The organism is Alcanivorax borkumensis SK2 (genome assembly GCF_000009365.1).
Classification (GTDB): domain Bacteria; phylum Pseudomonadota; class Gammaproteobacteria; order Pseudomonadales; family Alcanivoracaceae; genus Alcanivorax; species Alcanivorax borkumensis.
The window spans coordinates 2,755,243-2,773,347 of the sequence record NC_008260.1 but is presented as its reverse complement, the minus strand read 5'-3'; the positions used below and the strand labels follow the sequence as shown (position 1 = coordinate 2,773,347).

At 55.0% G+C, this 18,105-nt stretch carries 15 protein-coding genes; 6 read left to right on the top strand and 9 right to left on the bottom strand.

Translation table 11 applies throughout. The annotated features are described in order from the left end of the window. Window positions 1-77 precede the first annotated feature (77 nt). The 3 genes from ABO_RS12525 to efp form a co-directional block, all read right to left on the bottom strand. The gene (locus ABO_RS12525; protein ID WP_011589722.1) at window positions 78-464 is read right to left on the bottom strand and encodes a hypothetical protein; all 387 of its coding nucleotides are present in this window, start codon (window positions 462-464) and stop codon (window positions 78-80) included. 77 nt (window positions 465-541) lie between these two features. Beyond that, window positions 542-1,477, bottom strand: coding sequence for an EF-P lysine aminoacylase EpmA (epmA, locus tag ABO_RS12520; RefSeq protein WP_011589721.1), 936 nt, complete (start codon window positions 1,475-1,477; stop codon window positions 542-544). A gap of 2 nt (window positions 1,478-1,479) precedes the next feature. Next, entirely contained in the window at window positions 1,480-2,049 is a 570-nt protein-coding gene (gene efp / locus ABO_RS12515; RefSeq protein ID WP_011589720.1) for an elongation factor P, read from the bottom strand. Between the two features lie 292 nt (window positions 2,050-2,341). On the opposite strand from efp, the gene epmB reads away from it, so the two are divergent. The 3 genes from epmB (at window position 2,342) to ABO_RS12500 (ending at window position 7,638) form a co-directional block, all read left to right on the top strand. Then, window positions 2,342-3,370: an EF-P beta-lysylation protein EpmB gene (gene epmB, locus ABO_RS12510; protein ID WP_232501273.1), complete on the top strand. Its 1,029-nt coding sequence runs from the start codon at window positions 2,342-2,344 to the stop codon at window positions 3,368-3,370. Between the two features lie 166 nt (window positions 3,371-3,536). Continuing rightward, window positions 3,537-5,294: a hypothetical protein gene (locus ABO_RS12505; RefSeq protein WP_011589718.1), complete on the top strand. Its 1,758-nt coding sequence runs from the start codon at window positions 3,537-3,539 to the stop codon at window positions 5,292-5,294. A gap of 256 nt (window positions 5,295-5,550) precedes the next feature. Beyond that, the gene (locus ABO_RS12500; protein WP_011589717.1) at window positions 5,551-7,638 is read left to right on the top strand and encodes an EAL domain-containing response regulator; all 2,088 of its coding nucleotides are present in this window, start codon (window positions 5,551-5,553) and stop codon (window positions 7,636-7,638) included. Window positions 7,639-7,777: 139 nt separating this feature from the next. Here the strand turns inward: ABO_RS12500 and serB are convergent, their stop codons facing one another. After that, window positions 7,778-9,013, bottom strand: a complete 1,236-nt coding sequence (gene serB, locus ABO_RS12495; protein WP_011589716.1) for a phosphoserine phosphatase SerB — start codon at window positions 9,011-9,013, stop codon at window positions 7,778-7,780. A gap of 312 nt (window positions 9,014-9,325) precedes the next feature. On the opposite strand from serB, the gene ABO_RS12490 reads away from it, so the two are divergent. Together ABO_RS12490 and ABO_RS12485 are read left to right on the top strand one after the other, a co-directional pair. After that, window positions 9,326-10,540: a hypothetical protein gene (locus ABO_RS12490; RefSeq protein WP_232501272.1), complete on the top strand. Its 1,215-nt coding sequence runs from the start codon at window positions 9,326-9,328 to the stop codon at window positions 10,538-10,540. Window positions 10,541-10,798: 258 nt separating this feature from the next. Next, window positions 10,799-11,566, top strand: coding sequence for an enoyl-CoA hydratase-related protein (locus ABO_RS12485; RefSeq protein ID WP_041705107.1), 768 nt, complete (start codon window positions 10,799-10,801; stop codon window positions 11,564-11,566). Window positions 11,567-11,698: 132 nt separating this feature from the next. Here ABO_RS12485 and ABO_RS12480 read toward each other — a convergent pair whose 3' ends face one another. Together ABO_RS12480 and ABO_RS12475 are read right to left on the bottom strand one after the other, a co-directional pair. After that, entirely contained in the window at window positions 11,699-12,160 is a 462-nt protein-coding gene (locus ABO_RS12480; protein WP_011589713.1) for a flavodoxin family protein, read from the bottom strand. 209 nt (window positions 12,161-12,369) lie between these two features. Then, window positions 12,370-12,864, bottom strand: coding sequence for an Lrp/AsnC family transcriptional regulator (locus ABO_RS12475; RefSeq protein WP_011589712.1), 495 nt, complete (start codon window positions 12,862-12,864; stop codon window positions 12,370-12,372). A 302-nt stretch (window positions 12,865-13,166) separates the two neighbouring features. Between ABO_RS12475 and ABO_RS12470 the strand changes: the two genes are divergently transcribed. Next, window positions 13,167-14,846, top strand: a complete 1,680-nt coding sequence (locus ABO_RS12470) for a 2-isopropylmalate synthase (RefSeq protein WP_011589711.1) — start codon at window positions 13,167-13,169, stop codon at window positions 14,844-14,846. Window positions 14,847-14,991: 145 nt separating this feature from the next. On the opposite strand, the gene ABO_RS12465 is transcribed toward ABO_RS12470, so the two are convergent. From ABO_RS12465 to mtgA, 3 genes are read right to left on the bottom strand one after another with little or no spacing between them, the layout of a single operon-like run. Beyond that, a complete protein-coding gene (locus ABO_RS12465; protein ID WP_011589710.1) occupies window positions 14,992-15,681 on the bottom strand; it encodes a type 1 glutamine amidotransferase in 690 nt (229 codons plus the stop codon). Between the two features lie 47 nt (window positions 15,682-15,728). Further along, the gene (locus ABO_RS12460; protein WP_011589709.1) at window positions 15,729-17,177 is read right to left on the bottom strand and encodes an META domain-containing protein; all 1,449 of its coding nucleotides are present in this window, start codon (window positions 17,175-17,177) and stop codon (window positions 15,729-15,731) included. Continuing rightward, window positions 17,174-17,911, bottom strand: a complete 738-nt coding sequence (gene mtgA / locus ABO_RS12455; protein ID WP_011589708.1) for a monofunctional biosynthetic peptidoglycan transglycosylase — start codon at window positions 17,909-17,911, stop codon at window positions 17,174-17,176. Before mtgA ends, ABO_RS12460 begins: the two co-directional genes overlap by 4 nt. Window positions 17,912-18,105 lie beyond the last annotated feature (194 nt).

Below are 18,105 nucleotides of genomic sequence, written 5' to 3'. Positions count from 1 at the left end.
ACTTTCTGATGGTTTTATTTTGCGATAAGCGTATGGCTGGCGGCACGATACAGCAAAATCGGAAAAGCTGAAGCGGGCTACAGGCCCAGGTACTCACCAATCAAAAACGCATCTCCTTGCCCTTCGTTTTTGCCAAAATAACTGACCGGATCAAAGCGCTCATTCTCGATGGCGCCCACCTCGCAATCAATGTTGTATTGCCGGGCAAGATCGTTGAAAAGATTCACCGGAAGCTTGAGTTGAGCCTTTTTCTTCACCGGCTGAGAGATGCCCAGGTGCCAGTCTTCGCAGCCCTCGCTCTCACATTCATTTATCAGTGTTACGCCTTCGTTAGCGTCCGCATAGGCCTGTAGGGCTGCTTGCAAATCGGGCAGGTTTCGCTTGAGCTTTTTTTCCTGCTTTTCATCAAGGCGGTCACAGGCGACGAGGAGGTACAGATGCATAGTGCTTACCGGTTCGGACATTGATGGCTACTTTATCACAATGGCCAAGCGTTCCTTGTGTTGGGTTCGATGACTAAGCAAAAAGCGAGAGGGCGACGTTACGCTCTTGGGTGGGGGAACGTCAGCACCTGGTCGATGGTCAGGGGCGGCTGCTGGGCCATGAGTAGCCGCTCAACGCCAACGGCGACACCACTACATTCTGGAAGTCCGGATGTCATGGCGTCGAGCAAATAAGCATCGGGAGCCATGGGGGGCAATCCTTGTTCGAGCCGCAGAGCATTGTCCCGTTGAAAGCGCTGTGACTGCTCTTGCGCGTCAGTGAGTTCCTGGTAGCCATTGGCCAGCTCCAGGCCCCGGTAGTAAACCTCGAATCGCTTGGCCACGATGGCACCGTCTTTGTCCTTATGGGTCTGGGCCAGCGCAGCGGCCCAGCCGGGGAAGTCGGTCACCACAGACAGTTGTTCGGCAGGGAGGGCCGTTTCCACCTGAGTGGCCATCAGATAGTCCACCGCGGCGGTTTTGTTCAGGCCAGTAGGCGCGCCGTGGAATACCGCGTAATGGATTAGCTCTGCGTCATCGACGGTAAGTGGGTCCAAGCCTGTAATGTTCTTGAACAGGTCACGAAAGGGGTATTTCTTTGCCCTGATGCCGGGAAACAGTTCAGCAAACAACGCTAGGCATTCGCTAACTAACTGATTCAGGGAAAAACCGGGCCGGTACCATTCTAACATGGTGAACTCAGGGTTATGGCGCCCCCCAGCCTCGCCCTCGCGGAAGGCTTTGCACAGCTGGTATATAGGCCCACTGCCAGCGGCGAGCAGACGCTTCATATGGTATTCCGGCGAGCTTTGCAGATAACCGTAGCCGGGCACGGCAATACACTGGATGTGTGGGTCGCTGACGCCGTAACGGGCCAGCTGCGGGGTGTCCACTTCCAGTACTTGGCGGGCATCAAAAAAGGCGCGCACTGTGCTTAGTAGTTCAGCGCGCGCCTTGATGGCCTGCAAAGAGGCGGTGGGCTGCCAGTTGCTCATGGCTACTGTTTGATGCGGCCCACGTAATCGCCGGTACGGGTGTCGACTTTGACGATTTCACCGGTCTGTACGAACAGCGGGACACGTACCACTGCGCCGGTGCTCAGTGTGGCGGGCTTTCCACCGGTGCCGGCGGTGTCGCCTTTGAGGCCTGGGTCGGTTTCGATGATTTCCAACTCAACAAAATTGGGGGGGCTAACGGACAAGGGCTCACCGTTGTAAAGAGTAACCTCGCAGATGTCTTCTTCCTTGAGCCACTGCTTGGCGTCGCGAACCGCGGTTTCGTCGGCTTGCTTCTGTTCGAAGGAGGTTTGGTCCATGAAGTGCCAAAATTCGCCGTCGCTGTAGATGTACTGCATGGAAACGTCCATTACGTCAGCACCCTCCAAGGAGTCACCAGACTTGAAGGTACGTTCCCAAACCTTACCGTTACGCAGGTTGCGTAGCTTTACGCGGCTGAACGCCTGACCCTTGCCCGGCTTGACGAATTCGTTTTCGATGATGGAACAGGGATCGCCATCGAGCATCACTTTCAAGCCAGACTTGAATTCGCTGGTAGAATAGTTGGCCATAAAACTTTTCCAAAGAGTTGATGTATGCAACTTGAGCGGTTGATAGGGTCTGTTGATGTTTCATCTGCATCTCTGTTGCGCCTGCACGCTCGCCAATCTAGGCAAAGGAAGAGATGTTTGGTTGCATCAAATGAGCGACGTGTAACGACGAGTGGCGAGCGTGCAGGCGCAACCCGAAGAACTGGGCCCCTTTTTCCGCCCAGCTGTATTGTCGGTCGCTGACATAAGCATGACTATGCTGCACTCACTCCGCCTTGCCGGGCGAAAAAATGAAACTCCAGCAGAGACGCAGATGAAACATCAACAGACCCTCATGATAACGCAGGAAGCGTCTGGTTGGGAGTTGCCCAGCTGGCAGCGCCAGCAGGCGGACCTGATAACCGACCCGGCAGAGCTATTGGCGATGCTTGATCTGCCGGTGGAGAGCCTGCCGGATGCGTTGTCGGCGGCCACGGATTTCCCTCTGCGGGTACCGCGTAGCTACGTGGCACTGATGGAGCGGGGCAACCCCCATGATCCGCTGTTGCGTCAGGTATTGAGTGTGGCCGATGAGATGGTAGCGCAGCCCGGGTTTAGTGCTGACCCGCTAGATGAAGCTGAACATACGGCGGTGCCGGGGTTGTTGCACAAATATCATGGGCGGGCGTTGTTGGTGGTCACCGGGGCTTGTGCGGTGCATTGCCGATACTGTTTTCGGCGTCATTTTCCCTACCAGACACATCTGAGCGGCAAACGTTGGAAGCAGGCCCTGGAGTGGCTAGCGGCCCGGCCGGATATTAATGAGGTAATACTCAGTGGTGGAGATCCTCTGACTTTGAGTAATCAGCGCCTTGAGCAATTGCTGGATGCCCTGGAGAGCATTCCGCACCTGCGTCGGTTACGGATTCATAGCCGCACTCCCGTGGTGATCCCCGAGCGGCTAGAGGTGGGGCTAAAAGCGCTGTTGACATGGCGTCGTTGGCAGACCGTGCTGGTGCTTCATGGTAATCACCCCCGCGAAATTAGCCCGGCGCTGGTAGAGCGTTGTCGGGACTTGCGTAGTGCTGGCATCACCCTGCTCAACCAGAGCGTGCTGCTGGCCGGAGTGAATGACCGGGCCGACACGCTGGCAGAGCTGTCCGACAGATTATTTGACGCTGGGGTGATGCCTTATTACCTGCACCAGCTGGATGCGGTGCAAGGAGCGGCGCATTTCGCGGTGTCTGATGAAGCCGCCAGGGAGATCCATGCGGCCTTGCGTGCTCGACTGCCGGGTTTCCTGGTCCCCAGGCTAACGCGGGAAGAGCCTGGGGAGCCCGCCAAGACGGTATTAGCGGGCTAGTAGCCTGCTGCCTGCCGGCCAATGAACACCGTACGTCTAGGTCTCCATGGCGTTTACAGAATTGCAACAGTATCGTAGGGTAATGTGACATAGGGCACATAAGTAAAAATAATTAATATCAAATAATGACAGTGGCCGAGGTGTGGCCAAGATAAGGATTGCCTTCATGGAGCAACCAGACCCGACGGTGCGATTGAAACTGCCTGAGCAGGATCTGCCGCACCTGACACTTGGCGCTGCTCAGCCGAAAAAGCTGGAACAGTGGGTTGAGTCTCTCCCAATCATGAATATGGGAGAAACTGCTCGCCAGTTGTATAAGTTTATTCAGGAACTTAACCGGCTCCAGATTGATTCCAAACTCCGCTTTCAGTTACTGGAAGTTGTGCGCCCATCGATTCTTCAAGTCAGCGAGTCGCTACAAAAACATTACCTGAACCAGTCACTGGTATTGCCCGAGAAGGCTCGTCGTGTGGCCAGCCTTGCCCAGGCCCTGCAAGGGCACCTAGCGAATGGTTATAAGCTGGTGGCGGTGCGAGGCATTCGTAAGATCAAGGACAAAGCCGTAAGGCGAGCGGTGGCAATTGCTATTCATCGGGCGGTAACGGCCCTAGGCGATACATTGTTGCGTTGCTACCAACTCTATTTGCCCAGCCCTAGCAATTTGTGGCTGGAGCTCCATCAACTGTTTCTGTTGGCTCAACAGCAGGGCATCAGTGGTATTGCAGTGTTGGATGGCGAAGTCGAAAGCAGTATTGAATCTGCTTATGCCCGTTGCCTATTACTGGCTACGGCAAAACCTAACCAGTTGCGCCAGCAGGAACTGGCGGGGATCTACAAGGCTGCATTCGCTTGGGCACCGCTGATTGAAATCAGCACTGCCAGTGATGAGGATGACCTGTTCGTTTTTGATCTGCAGGCGGATCGCCCCCCCATTTATCGTACCCATGCGTCCCAGGCATCACAGAGCTGGCGTTATATTGATTCCTCTCGCTTGGTAGAAGCCATTGCTGGTTGGTTGGCCGCCTCTGATGAGAGCACGCTGATCGTTCCCAAAAGCCTGGATGAAAGGCTGCTTAACCACCTGCAGCAGGTGTGGGGAGCCTTGACCGAGCGGGCGTTTAAGCGGATGCCGGAAAGCGGTGAAGTGGAGTTGTGTTTTGGTTTGGTGGGGGTGCATTACTTTCTGTCTAACAAAGTCGCTTTCGAAACGATTGTGGCGCGGGGCAGTCTGTCGATGTTGCGGTCTGAAGACGAGAGCAACCCCTTCCTGGCCAACATCAAGAAGAGCACTAAACAGAAACAGCAAAATGCGGACCCTTGGGCCACGGCCTATCAGTCCCATTATGCTGATGAAGCTATTGAGATGAACGTGAAGACGGGTGGGCAGCGTAAAGAAACGCCCTTGCCTGTGAGCTATCACTGCCAGAAAGTCAATGTGAGCCCGGGCGGCTATTGCCTGTCTTGGCAGGGCAATACACCGAGCCTGATGCGCACAGGAGAATTGCTGGCCCTGCGTGACTGCCCAGACAGTGATTGGTCTGTGGCGGTGGTCCGCTGGGTGACGCAGTTGCCGAACTATGGTGCGCGCTTCGGCGTGGAGTTGTTGGCCCCAGGTGGGCGCCCTGTGGCCGCGCGTGCGCTGCGCAAGTTAGGGGTCGACAGTGACTATATGCGCGGTGTGATTCTGTCTGAACTGGCTGCTACTGGGCAGCCAGCAACCTTGTTGTTGCCTACGGTGGGCTTTAATGAGGGCATGAAAGTCGAGCTGCTGGAGGGAGAAGAGCTGCGTAGGGTGCAATTGCTGCGCAGTATCCAGAGCGTATCCGGGTTCAACCAGTATCCGTTTAAGGATCTGGCTACGCCGGCGCCGATTAATCCCTCGGAAGAGGATGATGCTCTAGACTTCATCTGGTCCAGTTTGTAGGCGCAGGTGTGGAATCAGGCAATCTTATTGATAATTCGGCTTCACGGATTGTTGTCCATATCCGCTATTAGGGTAACAACAACGATATTGTTGTCAGGATGTCGCGAAATGCCTATGCCCCCACGGTTGAGTCGTAATGTTTCATTAGCGGTCTGCGAGTCGGATAACGGCTGCAGTGCGGCGTTTTTTCTGCACTCTCTTTGATGGTTGCCAAGGCAGGGTAGTCAGGCACAATGGTGGGCCGTAAGAAAACTGTATGAGTCATCGCCCCATGAGCTATGCCCTGGATAATTTACGTCTTCTGATCGCCCATGAGTCACAGGATGAAGCTGAACAGTTGATGAATAGCCTGCGCAACGCTGGCCGCGCAACCCGGGCGCAATTGGCGTTGGGTGAGGATGATCTGTTGCGGGCCTTGAAAGGCGGTGCCTGGGAACTAATACTGTGTCGCCCCACGTTCGGCGATAGCAGTTTTGAAAATGCCATGAGTCACCTCAATCGCTTGGGTAAAGCGATTCCCGTGATCCTTCTCGAAGATAATTTCAGTGCCGATACCATTAAAGTGGGCATGTCGTTGGGTGCCCGTGGTGTCGTGCCAAATGATGATCGTGAATTGTTATCTCTGATGGTGGACAGAGTCATTGAGAATCTTCGTCTGCGTAAAGAGCTGCAACATTCTGAAATTGCACTTCACGATGCCGAGAAGCGTCTGTCGCTGCTGATGGACCAGAGCCGTGATGCCATCGCCTATGTGCTGGATGGCATGCATATTCACGCGAATGATAATTACGTTGAAATGTTTGGTTATGAGAGTGCCGATGATTTGGCCGGCGTGCCGATTATGGATATGGTCTCGGCCTCGGACCATGCCAAACTTAAGCAGCTGCTGCGCAGCCGCGCGCAAGATGAGAGCCAGACCCAGGAGCTGGAGTGTAAGGGAGTGAACACTGAGGGAGGCGAATTTGACGCCACCTTCACTTTTTCAGCCAGCACCTATGACGGTGAGGCTTGCACCCAAATCGTGATTCGCACCACGGGTGTGAATGAAAGCGAAATGGAAGAACGGCTCCAGGAAATGAGCCAGAAAGACCAAGTGACCGGGTTGTTCAGTCGCAGCTGGTTTATGGATCGCCTAGATGAAAGTGTGGCACTGGCCGCTAACGAAGGACGGCTGGCTACCGTGTTGTATTTGCGTCTGGATGACTTTGAGCATCATCAGTCTGAGTTGGGTATTGATGGCGCGGATGGCATCTTGAAAAGCGTGGCCGAATGGCTACGTGCGGAGGTGGGTGAGGCACGGTTGGCCAAAGTGGATGGTGAGGATTTTGCGATTTTGCAGCCGGTTGACGATACGGAGGAAGCGGCAGAGATGGCGGAAAACCTGCGTGCGGGTATCGAAAGCCTGATGCCAGAAGTTGCCGCTAAGACCGTTCATGTTACTGCCAGTGTGGGAGTGTCCTTTGTGCGTGAAGATGCTCGTAGCAGTCAGGGGATTCTCACCACCGCGCTGAAATGCTGTAATCAAGCCCAGCGTGAAAACGGGGGCAAAGGCAGCAGTGTTAAGGTTCACGATCCCATGGATGACGTGGCAGCGGGTTCTTCCGAAGCGGTAACCATGCAGGTGCGCCAAGCGCTGGAACAGGCCAAATTTAGCTTGCGTTATCAGCCACTGGTGTGCCTGGAAGACCAATCCGACCATACCTTTGAAGTGTTCGTTAATTTGCCCCAGAAACAGGGTGATGACATGGAGGCGACAGAGTTTATGCCGGTGGCTGCCGAGCAGGGTTTGGTGGGTAAAATCGACCGCTGGGTGGTGCTTAACGCCATGCGGGCAGCGTCGGTTTTCAGCGAACCGGTAAATCTGGTGTTGAACCTTAACGGTGCCTCTCTGGCTGACGCGACCCTAGTCGATTGGCTAGCCAAGGCCATGCGCGCGGCCAAGATGGACGGGTCTCGGGTGACTTTCCAGTTTAGCGAAGCAGATGCGGCCACTTACCTGAAACAGGCGGGCGCCTTTGCCGAGAAGGTCAAAGCGTTGGGGTGTGGTATTTCTATTAGCCGTTTTGGTGGCGGGTTAGATCCGTTCAAGCTGTTCCAGCATATTCCTGTCACCATGGTGAAGTTTGAAGGGTCCTTTACCCAGGAGCTGTCCAAGGCGGAAGGTCGTGAGCGTCTTACTGCCATCATTCAAAAGGTGAGAGAGGGCAACCGTAAAACCGTGGTTGGGTTTGTTGAGTCTGCGGCGCAGATGCAGGCGTTGTGGACCTTGGGCGGTGTGGATTATTTGCAGGGGTATTACCTGCAGCCCCCCATGGATGTACTTGAGATTCCTGAGTCGGCGTAATGTATTGATAGCGGATAACGTGTGAAAAACGCTAAGACGATTGTGCAACGTAAGAGGCCGCGCCCAAAACATGGGCGCGGCCTCTTACACTTATAGTCACAGGCCTAAGCTGGCGAGCGCGATCGAGTTTCAGCTATTCTCAGTTACCCTTCAATAGTTCCGCTTGGTCCTTGTCGCGTACCCCGATTAAATAAAGAATGCCGTCCAGACCTAGGGTGGAAATGGCCTGTTCCGCATTCTGTTTGACCAAGGGCTTGGCGCGAAAAGCAATACCCAGGCCTGCTTCACCAAGCATGGGTAGGTCGTTGGCACCATCACCTACGGCGATAACCTGTTCCAGGCTAATACCTTCTTGAGCCGCGATACCTCTTAACAGTTCCGCCTTGCGCTGGCCGTTGACGATCTGCCCTACCACCCGACCCGTGACCTGGCCGTTTTCGATTTCCAGCTCGTTGGCGTGGATATAATCAATCCCCAATAGTTCTTGTAGCCATTGCCCAAACCAAGTGAAACCGCCGGAAAGGATGGCGGTTCGGTAGCCTAGGGCGCGTAGTGTAGAGATTAACCGTTCAGCACCTTCGGTGAGCTGGATGCGTTCACGCACTCGTTCCAAGGCGCCTTCGTCCAAGCCTTTAAGCAGGGCGACGCGAGCTTTAAAGCTCTCATTAAAGTCTAGCTCGCCGCGCATGGCCTGCTCGGTAATCTCGGCCACTTGTTTGCCGACGCCGGCTTCTGTCGCCAGTTCGTCGATCACTTCGGAGCGAATCAGGGTGGAATCCATATCGAATACCACCAAGCGCCGGTTGCGCCGGTAGGCACTGTCGCGCTGGAAAGCGATATCCAAGTTGCGTTCGTTGGCAATGCTCAGGAAGGCTGCACGCATAGCCTCACCGTTCTGGGGTTCGCCGCGCACGGAAATTTCAATGCAGGCGCGGTTGTCCTCGTTAAGGGCTTCCCCTTCTAGGTGAACACGTCCAGATAGCCTAGCTATACTATCAATGTTGAGTCCATTGTCGGCCACGGTAGTGGTGACATCGGCTAGTTGCTCGGCGGTGATCTTGCGCGCTAGCAGGGTGATGATATGGCGGTCCTTGCCTTGGCCTGCGACCCACTCTTCGTAGCGGTCCTCGTCGATGGGCCGGAAGCGCACATTGATATTCAGCTTGTGCGCCTCGAAAAGCAGATCCTTGAGGACTGATGAAGAGTCAGCATCCTGAGGCGTTTCCACCAAAATCCCCAGCGACAAGGTGTCGTGGATGACGGCCTGGCCGATATCCAGAATGTTGAGCCGATAACGGGCAAGAATGCCGGTGAAGGCGGCGGTCAAACCCGGCCGGTCATTACCAGATACCTGGATCAGAATGATCTCGCGCACGCGTGGGCTCCCAGTGCCAGAAAATAAAAAGTGCCAGAAGGTGAAAAATGTTAGCTAGATAGTCGGCGTCGTATTCGAGCCGAAACGGCGATGTAAGAGTAGCAGAAATAGCGGCTTGAGAGGGAGGTTCTTGTGCTTGAAAGCGGCCCCAGCGTCATACGAGTACGTTAATGGGACAAGTCCTGTTCTGCTGAGCACGGTATACTGCTGCCGCAATCATAATGATGACAGTGAGCCCAAGACGGCACGGGGCAACCGGTGTCACTGCAGGTCACCCGGAGCGCGCAGTGAGTGAGCCCTTGGCGCCAAGATATGGAAACCGAATTTATGTCCCTGTGGGAACAATGGCGGCCATGGATCCGTGAGCAACGGAGTTTGCTACGTGAGCTGATTCTAATGTTGCTAGCGATGCTGGTGGTCGGCGTTTATTTTCTTGAGCATTTTTCTGCCCGCCTGGAGCAGGAGCGTAAAGTGCAGCTGGAGGCACTAGCCGAACAAACGGCGCGTCGTGCGGCAGAGGCGCTGGCCAGCGACGACTCTATTAGCATCAACTTGATTGGCCGGGAAACCGTACAGCTGAAACCGGTGGCGGGTATCCGTTTCGAAAATACGGCTGGAGATAACGTGGGAGCGAGCGGTAGGAAAACCTCCTCGCTGCGCGTCACGGTGCCGGCGGCCCTACCGGACGGTGAATTGGCGGGTACCTTGATCTTACTGGGTAACGATGCGCTATTGCCGCGCAAACAGATTGAAGCGGGGTTTGTGCTGGCGGTGTTGAGTCTGCTGCTGCTTCGGTTAGCCGCGGCACTGATTCAGCAGCGCCTGCGGCCTTTGCCAGTCCAACCAGGGACCACTGAGACGGTGAAATCTATGGACTCACCGTCTCTGTTTCAGCCTATGGGTGCCCCGGCCTCGCCAATGGGGAAATGGACGGTGCCAGAGGGGGAAAAAATACAGGCCCAGCTGCGCCTTAGTGTTGTGAATTTTCCCCATATCAAGCAACGCTACACTGAAGACGCTCTGAAAGAGGTGCTGGCGGAATACCAGCAACTGTTGGACCAGGTGGCAACCCTTTACGGAGGCCATCAAGGGCCGGTAATTGGCAAACAGGCGGGTTTGTATTTCTATCAAACCCCGGTTTCTCAAGCGGCGTTTTCGGCTTTGTGTGCGGGCTTATTGTTTCTGCGTGTGGTGCGCTTGTTGGCGCCGCAGCGTAAACAAGCGGGAAAAATCTCTCTCGAGTTCAAGGCATTGGTAACCGCGGAGCCGGATCAGGAGGAAGCTTGGGCTTTATGTGTGGCCGGCGTGCCCGGTCGTCTGAATGTGCCGGATAGCCAGTTGACCCTGGCCGAGCTAGATGTGAAAGCGCTCTACCAACCAGAGAAGGCTCAGGTCGTCTGTGCGGGGGATCACAGGGTCCGTTTGCAGCCGGTGGAGCAGCTAGCCCATCGCTATCAGTCGCTGTTACGCACTCAGGCGCAAACTTTGCTGTCTGAGGGCGGTGGCAGTGTTGAGGCCAGTCAGTAATTGTGTATGGCTTGTTATAGTGAACACTCGGGGTACGAGGCGACGCAAAGGGTTGTAAGTAACCCGTTTCAATGTAGGGATCGCGACGAAGGTACGTTTTTTAATTGTCTTTGTCGTTATTCACCCTTGGCAGGTTGTGGTGCGCCCGCTAGCCTTGCTTGCCTACGACCTATGCACCGCCTTACCGGATACATAGTTAACGGTAATGCGGATTGCGGTTAAGTACTAAAGAAAAATACTGGGAGAGCTGTTGTGACGATGCCGACACTGGAAAGTGATCTGGTTCTGGTGAATAACACCGAATCGGTAATGGAAATTACCCTGAACCGGCCGGACAAGTTGAATGCGCTGACAAATGCCATGTATCGGGATCTGGTTAAGCTGTTGAAAGCCGCTGAGCAGAATGAGGCTATTCATGTCGTGCTGTTCCGTGGTGAGGGAAAGTCCTTCAGTGCGGGTAACGACTTGGTGGATTTCCTCAACGCGACACCGGGTGAGGCCGGCGGGGCCGCCCATTTCATTCAGGCCATTCATGATTTCCCCAAGGTGGTCGTTGCGGCGGTGCAGGGTAATGCGGTGGGCCTAGGCACCACCATGTTGTTGCATATGGACTTGGTGGTGGCGTCCGCGGATGCCAAATTGGTTACTCCTTTTGTGGATCTGGGGGTGGCATCAGAAGCGGGTTCCTCCAAGCTGCTACCTGCGTGGATCGGTTATCAGCGTGCCGCGCGGATGCTATTGCTGGGTGAGCCCATGCTGGCTCAGGAAGCGCTGGAAATAGGCCTGGTGGCCAAGGTTGTCGAGCGTGAAGAGCTGGATGCCACCGCGCGTAATATGGCGGCGATATTGGCGAAGAAACCTCCTCGCGCATTGCAAGCCAGTAAACGATTGATGCGAGAATCCATCAATAAGCCTTTGCATCAGGTGATCAAGGAAGACCTGGCGCTGTTTGCCGAAATGCTTCAGGGCGATGAGGCAAAAGGCGTTATTGCGGCTATGGTGAACAAGAGTAAAGGCTCGAAGTAAAGGGTAAGTTGAAATACGGAATCGCGTGGTAAGGGCTCAGGCGCCTGCCCGCGATTTACCATCGTGTGTGGAGGGGCCTTTAGAGCGTATCAGTGCTATAGCGCGTTTTTGTTTTTGCTTTGAACGTTCAACTCAAAAAATCCCCGCATCCAGCCCCGCGGCCAGATACATCCCCATTTCTTCCAGCTGATCCTCGAATGCGTCTTGCCATGCGCCTTTTAGCACTAGAGGGTCTTGAACCCAATTCCAGCGCAGGCCGGTGACAATGGTTTCCACTGCCCGGCGTGTGCCGGTGCCGTCGTGGCCGGCACGAATGTAGAGTGCGCAAGGCAGCCCCTGCTTTTCTTCCAGTACTGGATAATAGCTTCGATCAAAAAAGTCTTTTAATGCGCCGCTCATATAGCCTAGGTTTTCGGTGGTGCCCAGCAGGATGGCGTCGCAGGTCATCACGTCCTCAGGCCCCGCATCCAACGGAGCCTTTACCGTTACCGAAACGTTCTCGATATCATCATGGCAGGCCCCTCGCGCGGCAGCGTCGCGGAGCTTGAGTGTATTGGGTGAAGGGGCATGGGCAACGATCAACAGTTTCTTCATGGTTCGCAAATCAACGGGGTCGATAGGGGCAGCATAGCAGGTAAGACAGGGGTATCTGTAGGTGTGTCTGGCGGCAGGGAATCAGTTGAAAGTTTAAATGCACACCATAGGGCCGATGAGTTCTGAAGAACCCTCCACGCACGATGGTATATCGCGGGCTTTTTTCGCCACACCTCTCCGCGCTTTAGTTTTGTACGTTCAACGGTTTTTCACGCATTCACATAATTCAACGGCAAGGCTGCGGTATCGACTACCCGGCGCATTACAAAGCTGGAGTGCACGCCGCTCACCCCTTCGATCCGGGTAATACGGTTAAGCAAAAAACTCTGGTAAGCATCAATATCTGGCACCACCACTTTGAGCAAGTAATCCGCGTCTTGACCGGTGACCAGGTAGCACTGCTGCACCTCTACAAAACTGGCCACCTTTTCCTCGAAGTTGGCGAAGCGCTCCGGGGTGTGGCGATCCATGCTGATTTGGATCATTACTGTCAGGTCGAGCCCCAATTTTCGGGCGTCCAGTACGGTTTCCCGTTTGACAATGATGCCGGCGGCTTCCAGCTTTTGTACCCGCCGGGAGCAAGGTGAGGGCGAGAGCCCTACGGTTTCCGCCAGCTGCTGGTTACTGAGACCACCATTATGCTGCAGTGCATCGAGAATACGCAGGTCGGTGCGATCCAGTTTTGCTAGCGCCTGCTTGTTCATAATAAATTTCTCACTATCTTGGCTTTTTGAGCAATATTATTGCGTATATGGCGGTAATTGGATTAAAAAAGCAACCAAATTGCGGGTCGGCTACCGTAAAGTATCTCTTGTGGGGCGATGATGCGAACCGCCAAAAGTGGGCCGCCACTCTTCGTTGCTACCGGTGCCTACCGGCGCCCTGATCTAGACCCGAGATCACAATGCGAGTTGTTAACCAAGTCAGACAGTACCCCTGAACGATCAGGTTAGGAATTCACTTTCGGGGGGCAGGACATGCCCCTTTTTACGTTAAGGAAATTGTCATGAGCTTTGATCACCGTAAATATCGTCCTGTTGCCGTTATCGACAAACCCGACCGTCGCTGGCCTAACCAGCGTATTGAGAAGGCACCGCTGTGGGCAGCAGTGGACCTACGCGATGGTAACCAGGCGCTGATCAAGCCCATGTCGGTGGCGCAAAAGCGTCGTTTTTTCCAAATGTTGGTGGAGCTGGGTTTCAAGGAAATCGAAGTGGGTTTTCCGTCAGCCAGCCAGATCGATTTTGATTTTTGTCGGGCCTTGATTGAAGAAGATCTGGTGCCCGATGACGTACATATCCAAGTGCTGACTCAGGCCCGAGAAGACTTGATTGCGCGTACCTTTGACTCTCTCAAAGGGGCGAAGAACGCCATTGTGCATATTTACAATGCCACCTCGCCCACTTTCCGCGAGCAGGTGTTCAACGTGGACAAGGCCGGTTGTAAGGCGATTGCCGTGCGGGCCGCTGAATGGGTGAAAGAGAACGCGGCCAAGCAGCCGGATACCCACTGGAGTTTCCAGTATTCCCCGGAAACGTTCAGTGCCACGGAGACCGATTTCGCCATTGAAGTGATTGATGCGGTGAATGCGGTATGGCGACCGGATCAGGGGCAGCGAGTAATCATTAACCTGCCGGCTACGGTGGAAGTGAGCACGCCGAATGTGTTCGCGGACCAGGTAGAGATGGTGCACGACAATATTCAGTATCGCGATGATGTGATCATCAGCGTGCACACCCATGATGACCGTGGTTGTGGTGTGGCTGCAGCGGAAATGGCGGTAATGGCAGGGGCTGACCGGGTGGAGGGGACCTTGTTAGGTAATGGTGAGCGTACCGGCAATATGGACCTGGTGACTGCAGGCATGAACCTGTACAGCCAGGGAATAGACCCGGGAATTGACTTCTCGCGCATGAAAGAGATTGTGGCGTTGGTGGAAGAGATTACCGACATCCAAACTCATCCCCGCCACCCCTATGCGGGTGACCTGGTGTTCAGTGCTTTCTCCGGCAGCCATCAGGATGCCATCCGCAAATGCTTGGCCCGCTATCAGGAAGGCGATATCTGGACAGCGGCTTACTTGCCCATCGATCCGGCAGATGTGGGGCGGCGCTACGAGGAAGTGGTACGGATTAACTCCCAGTCCGGTAAGGGTGGCGTAGCTCACGTGCTGGAGCGGGATTTCGGTATCGATTTGCCGCGCTGGTTGCAGCAGGAGCTTGCCGGTGTGGTGCAGGGTGACGCCGAAGAAGATGGTGGCGAGATAACCAGCGAACGAGTGCACCGCCGTTTCAATAGCGATTATCTGAACGTGCCCATGGGTTGGGTATTGCGTTCCTACGACTTGAACCGCAGCAACGAACAGGTGCAGGCGCAGATCAGTATCGGTGATGATCGTCAGCCGGTGACCCTGTTGTCTGGCCGCGGTGACGGCGCCATGTCGGCCCTGGTGGATGCGCTTAACCGGCGTATCGGTGGTGAGGTGAAGGTGGTGTCTTTCGATGAATATTCGCTGGGCGATAACACCGAAGCCAACGCCATGGCCTGTGTGCGGGTACAGGTGGGTGACTCCACGCAAAGTGCTGTAGCCATGGCGGTGGATACTACCGCTGCGGCCTTGCAGGCCATTCTTTCTGCGGTGGGGCGAATGCAGGAAACGAGTGAGCAGTTAATCGCTAACAGTTAGTCGCGGCGCCGCCGCATTGGTTGTTGGGCAATCGAGAAGCCGCGCTCCGGTCAGAGACGCGGCTTCTTGTTTTGTAGAAGGGGCAGCGCGCAGGTCGAATGTCAGACTCGGTGTTGTTGTAATTTGACCTGATGCACATGAAACATCAGGCAAGAAAAGCATTTAGGACACGCCCCAGTAAGGCGCGGGCTGTAACAAAGCGTTGTGGGTCGCCGAGCAGAGCCTCACGGTCTTCCACCCAACGGCCCGGCGCCAAATCATCAGAGCAAGCATCGCATAGGTCTGCAGCGTTACTCGCCTCCAGCTCCAGATGGAATTGCAGTGCCAACACGTTATCACCGTAGCGGAATGCCTGGTTGCGGCAGCCTTCGCTTTCCAGCAAATGTACGGCGCCATCGGGGATGGCAAAGGTATCGCCATGCCAGTGCAGCACGGCGGGCGCCTCGGCGAACAGTTTGCCAATGCTGTCACTTTTTCCCGCAGGAGTGGGGTAAACCGGGAACCAGCCAATTTCCTTTTCAGAACTGGGGGTCACGGGAGCGCCCAGTACCCGGGCGATCAGTTGAGCGCCTAGGCAAATGCCGAGCACTTTTTTGCCCGCCGCGATGCTGTCGCGGATCAGGGCTTTTTCTGTGCTCATCCAGGGGAATTGAAGGTCATCATCAGCGCCCATGGGGCCTCCCATGATGACCAGTACATCAAAATCCGCCGGGGTGGGCAGGGCGCCATCGGCAAACAACAGGGAGTGACGAATGCTGATGTCCCGTTCCTGAAACCAGGCCTCCATGGCGCCTAGTTGCTCGAACGGAACATGAGACAAGTAATGAACACGCATAGCTGTTCCTTTTTTGTATTGTTGGCAATCCCCAGTTGACGTTGCGCCTACAAGTACACAGTTTGAAAGCTGGCTAGAGGCTCATCCTTTTCATCGAATAACGTTAACCATTCGCCATCAATTCGGAAGTGATCACTAGCTTTGATCGCTTTAAAGAAAAGATCTTCAATGACGCTGGTGGAGCAGGCTTTGCGCGTGGTTGCTAGATCGGACAATGCCAGTTGATGGTCGTCGAGCAGGTAGTTGCCGCTAAGGCTGTTGCAGCTGCCATGTCCTTTGACGTTGCCCTCGGCGTTAAAAGTGAGGGTGGGAACGTGTGCGGAGTTGCCAAGAATAATGCGGTCTTCACCTAGGTGAGTTAACTGCCAGCGGGTATTGATTAGCTCGGCGGTGGGGAGTTGGCAATTATCCATACCTGTTTCCAGTTCGAAACTTTCCACAATTAAAGCGGTCTCGGTGCTGTTTGCCTGTTGGCCGGGGACCTTGCGAACCAAGCCGCTAACGATGGCGACCCGGGGTTGCTGCGGGTAGCGGATAGCGTTGTCGTAGGCTGACAGTAAATCGCCACTTTGCGGGCCACGAATGAGCAGTTGTTGATCGCTGTTGCATAGAGTGAAGATATCCCGGTGCTGGCCAGGTTTGCCGCGGGTAATGGCGCCGCGCAGGGTTTCACTGTCCGTCATTACTTCGTTAAGTGGCAGGATAATATCGGCAAAACCTTGTTTGTTACCTTTCAGGGTTACCGCGTCGGACTGATAGAAGAGTCCTCCATCGGCCACAATTTGGCTGATAATCTGGTATTCGTGGTCTGTTTTCAGATCCTCGGGCAGATAATAAAGGCGGAAGGGCTCGTCCGTTTTGTCTTCATCCAGCCGGATCAGGCGTTTGGAAATGAGCTGGGCGGTAGGGTCACTGGTATTGATCTGGTTGTCCAGCAGCGCCACGGTGAGGACGGCATTGTCGGGCAGCTCACTGTTCTGCGGGCGGGTGGCGGTACCGCTGATATGGGCCACGGCCAAGTTAGCACGCTGGTAGTCGCCGCTGAACAATGGCGAGGAGGAGGCATTGTCCGTTTCTTCATCGATATCTGAGCCGGACTCTTCTGTGTTTTCGTTTGTGTTTTCGCTATTGGCTTCTTTTAGGTTTGATGGCGATGAGGTAGTCGGCGTAAGGGTCAGTAAGTCATCTTGTTGTTGGCCGCTGGCGGTGGCCTCAGTGACTTTTTTTTCACGATTGTCCAAGTAGTGGAATGTGAAGTTGTCCTCCTGTTGCTCCCAGCGCAGCCCCTGAAGGTTTGTGTCGGCGGGAAGGTAGAGGTCTCCATTGGCTTCAAGTACCAGCACTTGCTGGTCACTTTGCCACACTCCGGCAATGCCATCGGTGCTGTTGCTGTCGCTGCCGGCGGAGGAGGGTTGGTTGTTGTCATTGTCGCTACAGCCCAGTAGGGCTAGGCCGCTAAAACACAGAGCGGCAAAGGGGACGGCATACTGCTTCATTGTGTGTTTCCTTCGGGGGGCGCGGTGGGTTCAGGTGGCGGTGGCAGGGGCACGGTTCCCGGGTCGGGAATGCGCACCAGCGCCATTTGCGCCTGAATCCAGCTTGCCCGTTGTTGTACGTAGTCGGTGGGGCCTTTGAAATCGTAAAGATTGGGACGCGGCAGCATGGCGGCTAGCTGTGCTGCCTGTAAGGGCGATAGCTGCGCGGCGCTGATCTGGAAATAATGTTGGGCAGCCGCTTCGGCACCGTAAATTTGGTGCCCCCATTGGGCCACATTCAGGTAGAGCTCAAGGATGCGGCGTTTGCTCAGTCCAATTTCCAGCATCAGGGCAATAACCGCTTCCTGCGCTTTGCGGGTATAGGTGCGCTCGCCGGACAGGTACAGGTTTTTGGCCAGTTGCTGGGTAATGGTGGAGCCACCAGCCACAGGCTTGCCTGCTTCCATATTGCGCTTCAGCGCATAGCGGATACCTTCCCAGTCAAAACCGGTGTGCTGCGTGAAATGGGCGTCTTCGGAAATCAGCACGGCCCGTTTCAGGTAATCACTGATCTGATCGTAATCACGCCAGTCTTGCTGCACATTGCCCTGCTTCTGGGCGCGGTGCATATAGGCGCTGCTGTCTGGATTGTGGTGTTGCAGGCGCAGCACCTGGCCCAAATACCAGAGCTGGGCCAGTGTCGCTACCACAAATAGCAGGGCGAGAAACTGTAACAAGCGTCGTCGAAACGTCATGATTGGCGCTGACCGGGTCAGCTTTTCTTCTCCCTGAGCTTTTAAGGTCCCGGATGCTATGTTAACCGGGAAGCCCTTTAACAGGCTCCAATTGTCGGAGAAAGTTCCGGCTTTGTCAGGTGGCGCTAGCTACGAGGGGCTAAGGCGTTCAAAAAGTGAACATGGGGCGGGGACGCCAGGGATACACATTATTT

What these genes read in the sequence shown, in the direction of transcription:
- ABO_RS12525 (WP_011589722.1), bottom strand. Translation starts at nt 464, where the DNA reads ATGTCCGAACCGGTAAGCACTATGCATCTGTACCTCCTCGTCGCCTGT.
- epmA (WP_011589721.1), bottom strand. Translation starts at nt 1,477, where the DNA reads ATGAGCAACTGGCAGCCCACCGCCTCTTTGCAGGCCATCAAGGCGCGC.
- efp (WP_011589720.1), bottom strand. Translation starts at nt 2,049, where the DNA reads ATGGCCAACTATTCTACCAGCGAATTCAAGTCTGGCTTGAAAGTGATG.
- epmB (WP_232501273.1), top strand. Translation starts at nt 2,342, where the DNA reads ATGAAACATCAACAGACCCTCATGATAACGCAGGAAGCGTCTGGTTGG.
- ABO_RS12505 (WP_011589718.1), top strand. Translation starts at nt 3,537, where the DNA reads ATGGAGCAACCAGACCCGACGGTGCGATTGAAACTGCCTGAGCAGGAT.
- ABO_RS12500 (WP_011589717.1), top strand. Translation starts at nt 5,551, where the DNA reads ATGAGTCATCGCCCCATGAGCTATGCCCTGGATAATTTACGTCTTCTG.
- ABO_RS12490 (WP_232501272.1), top strand. Translation starts at nt 9,326, where the DNA reads ATGGAAACCGAATTTATGTCCCTGTGGGAACAATGGCGGCCATGGATC.
- ABO_RS12485 (WP_041705107.1), top strand. Translation starts at nt 10,799, where the DNA reads ATGCCGACACTGGAAAGTGATCTGGTTCTGGTGAATAACACCGAATCG.
- ABO_RS12480 (WP_011589713.1), bottom strand. Translation starts at nt 12,160, where the DNA reads ATGAAGAAACTGTTGATCGTTGCCCATGCCCCTTCACCCAATACACTC.
- ABO_RS12475 (WP_011589712.1), bottom strand. Translation starts at nt 12,864, where the DNA reads ATGAACAAGCAGGCGCTAGCAAAACTGGATCGCACCGACCTGCGTATT.
- ABO_RS12470 (WP_011589711.1), top strand. Translation starts at nt 13,167, where the DNA reads ATGAGCTTTGATCACCGTAAATATCGTCCTGTTGCCGTTATCGACAAA.
- ABO_RS12465 (WP_011589710.1), bottom strand. Translation starts at nt 15,681, where the DNA reads ATGCGTGTTCATTACTTGTCTCATGTTCCGTTCGAGCAACTAGGCGCC.
- ABO_RS12460 (WP_011589709.1), bottom strand. Translation starts at nt 17,177, where the DNA reads ATGAAGCAGTATGCCGTCCCCTTTGCCGCTCTGTGTTTTAGCGGCCTA.
- mtgA (WP_011589708.1), bottom strand. Translation starts at nt 17,911, where the DNA reads ATGACGTTTCGACGACGCTTGTTACAGTTTCTCGCCCTGCTATTTGTG.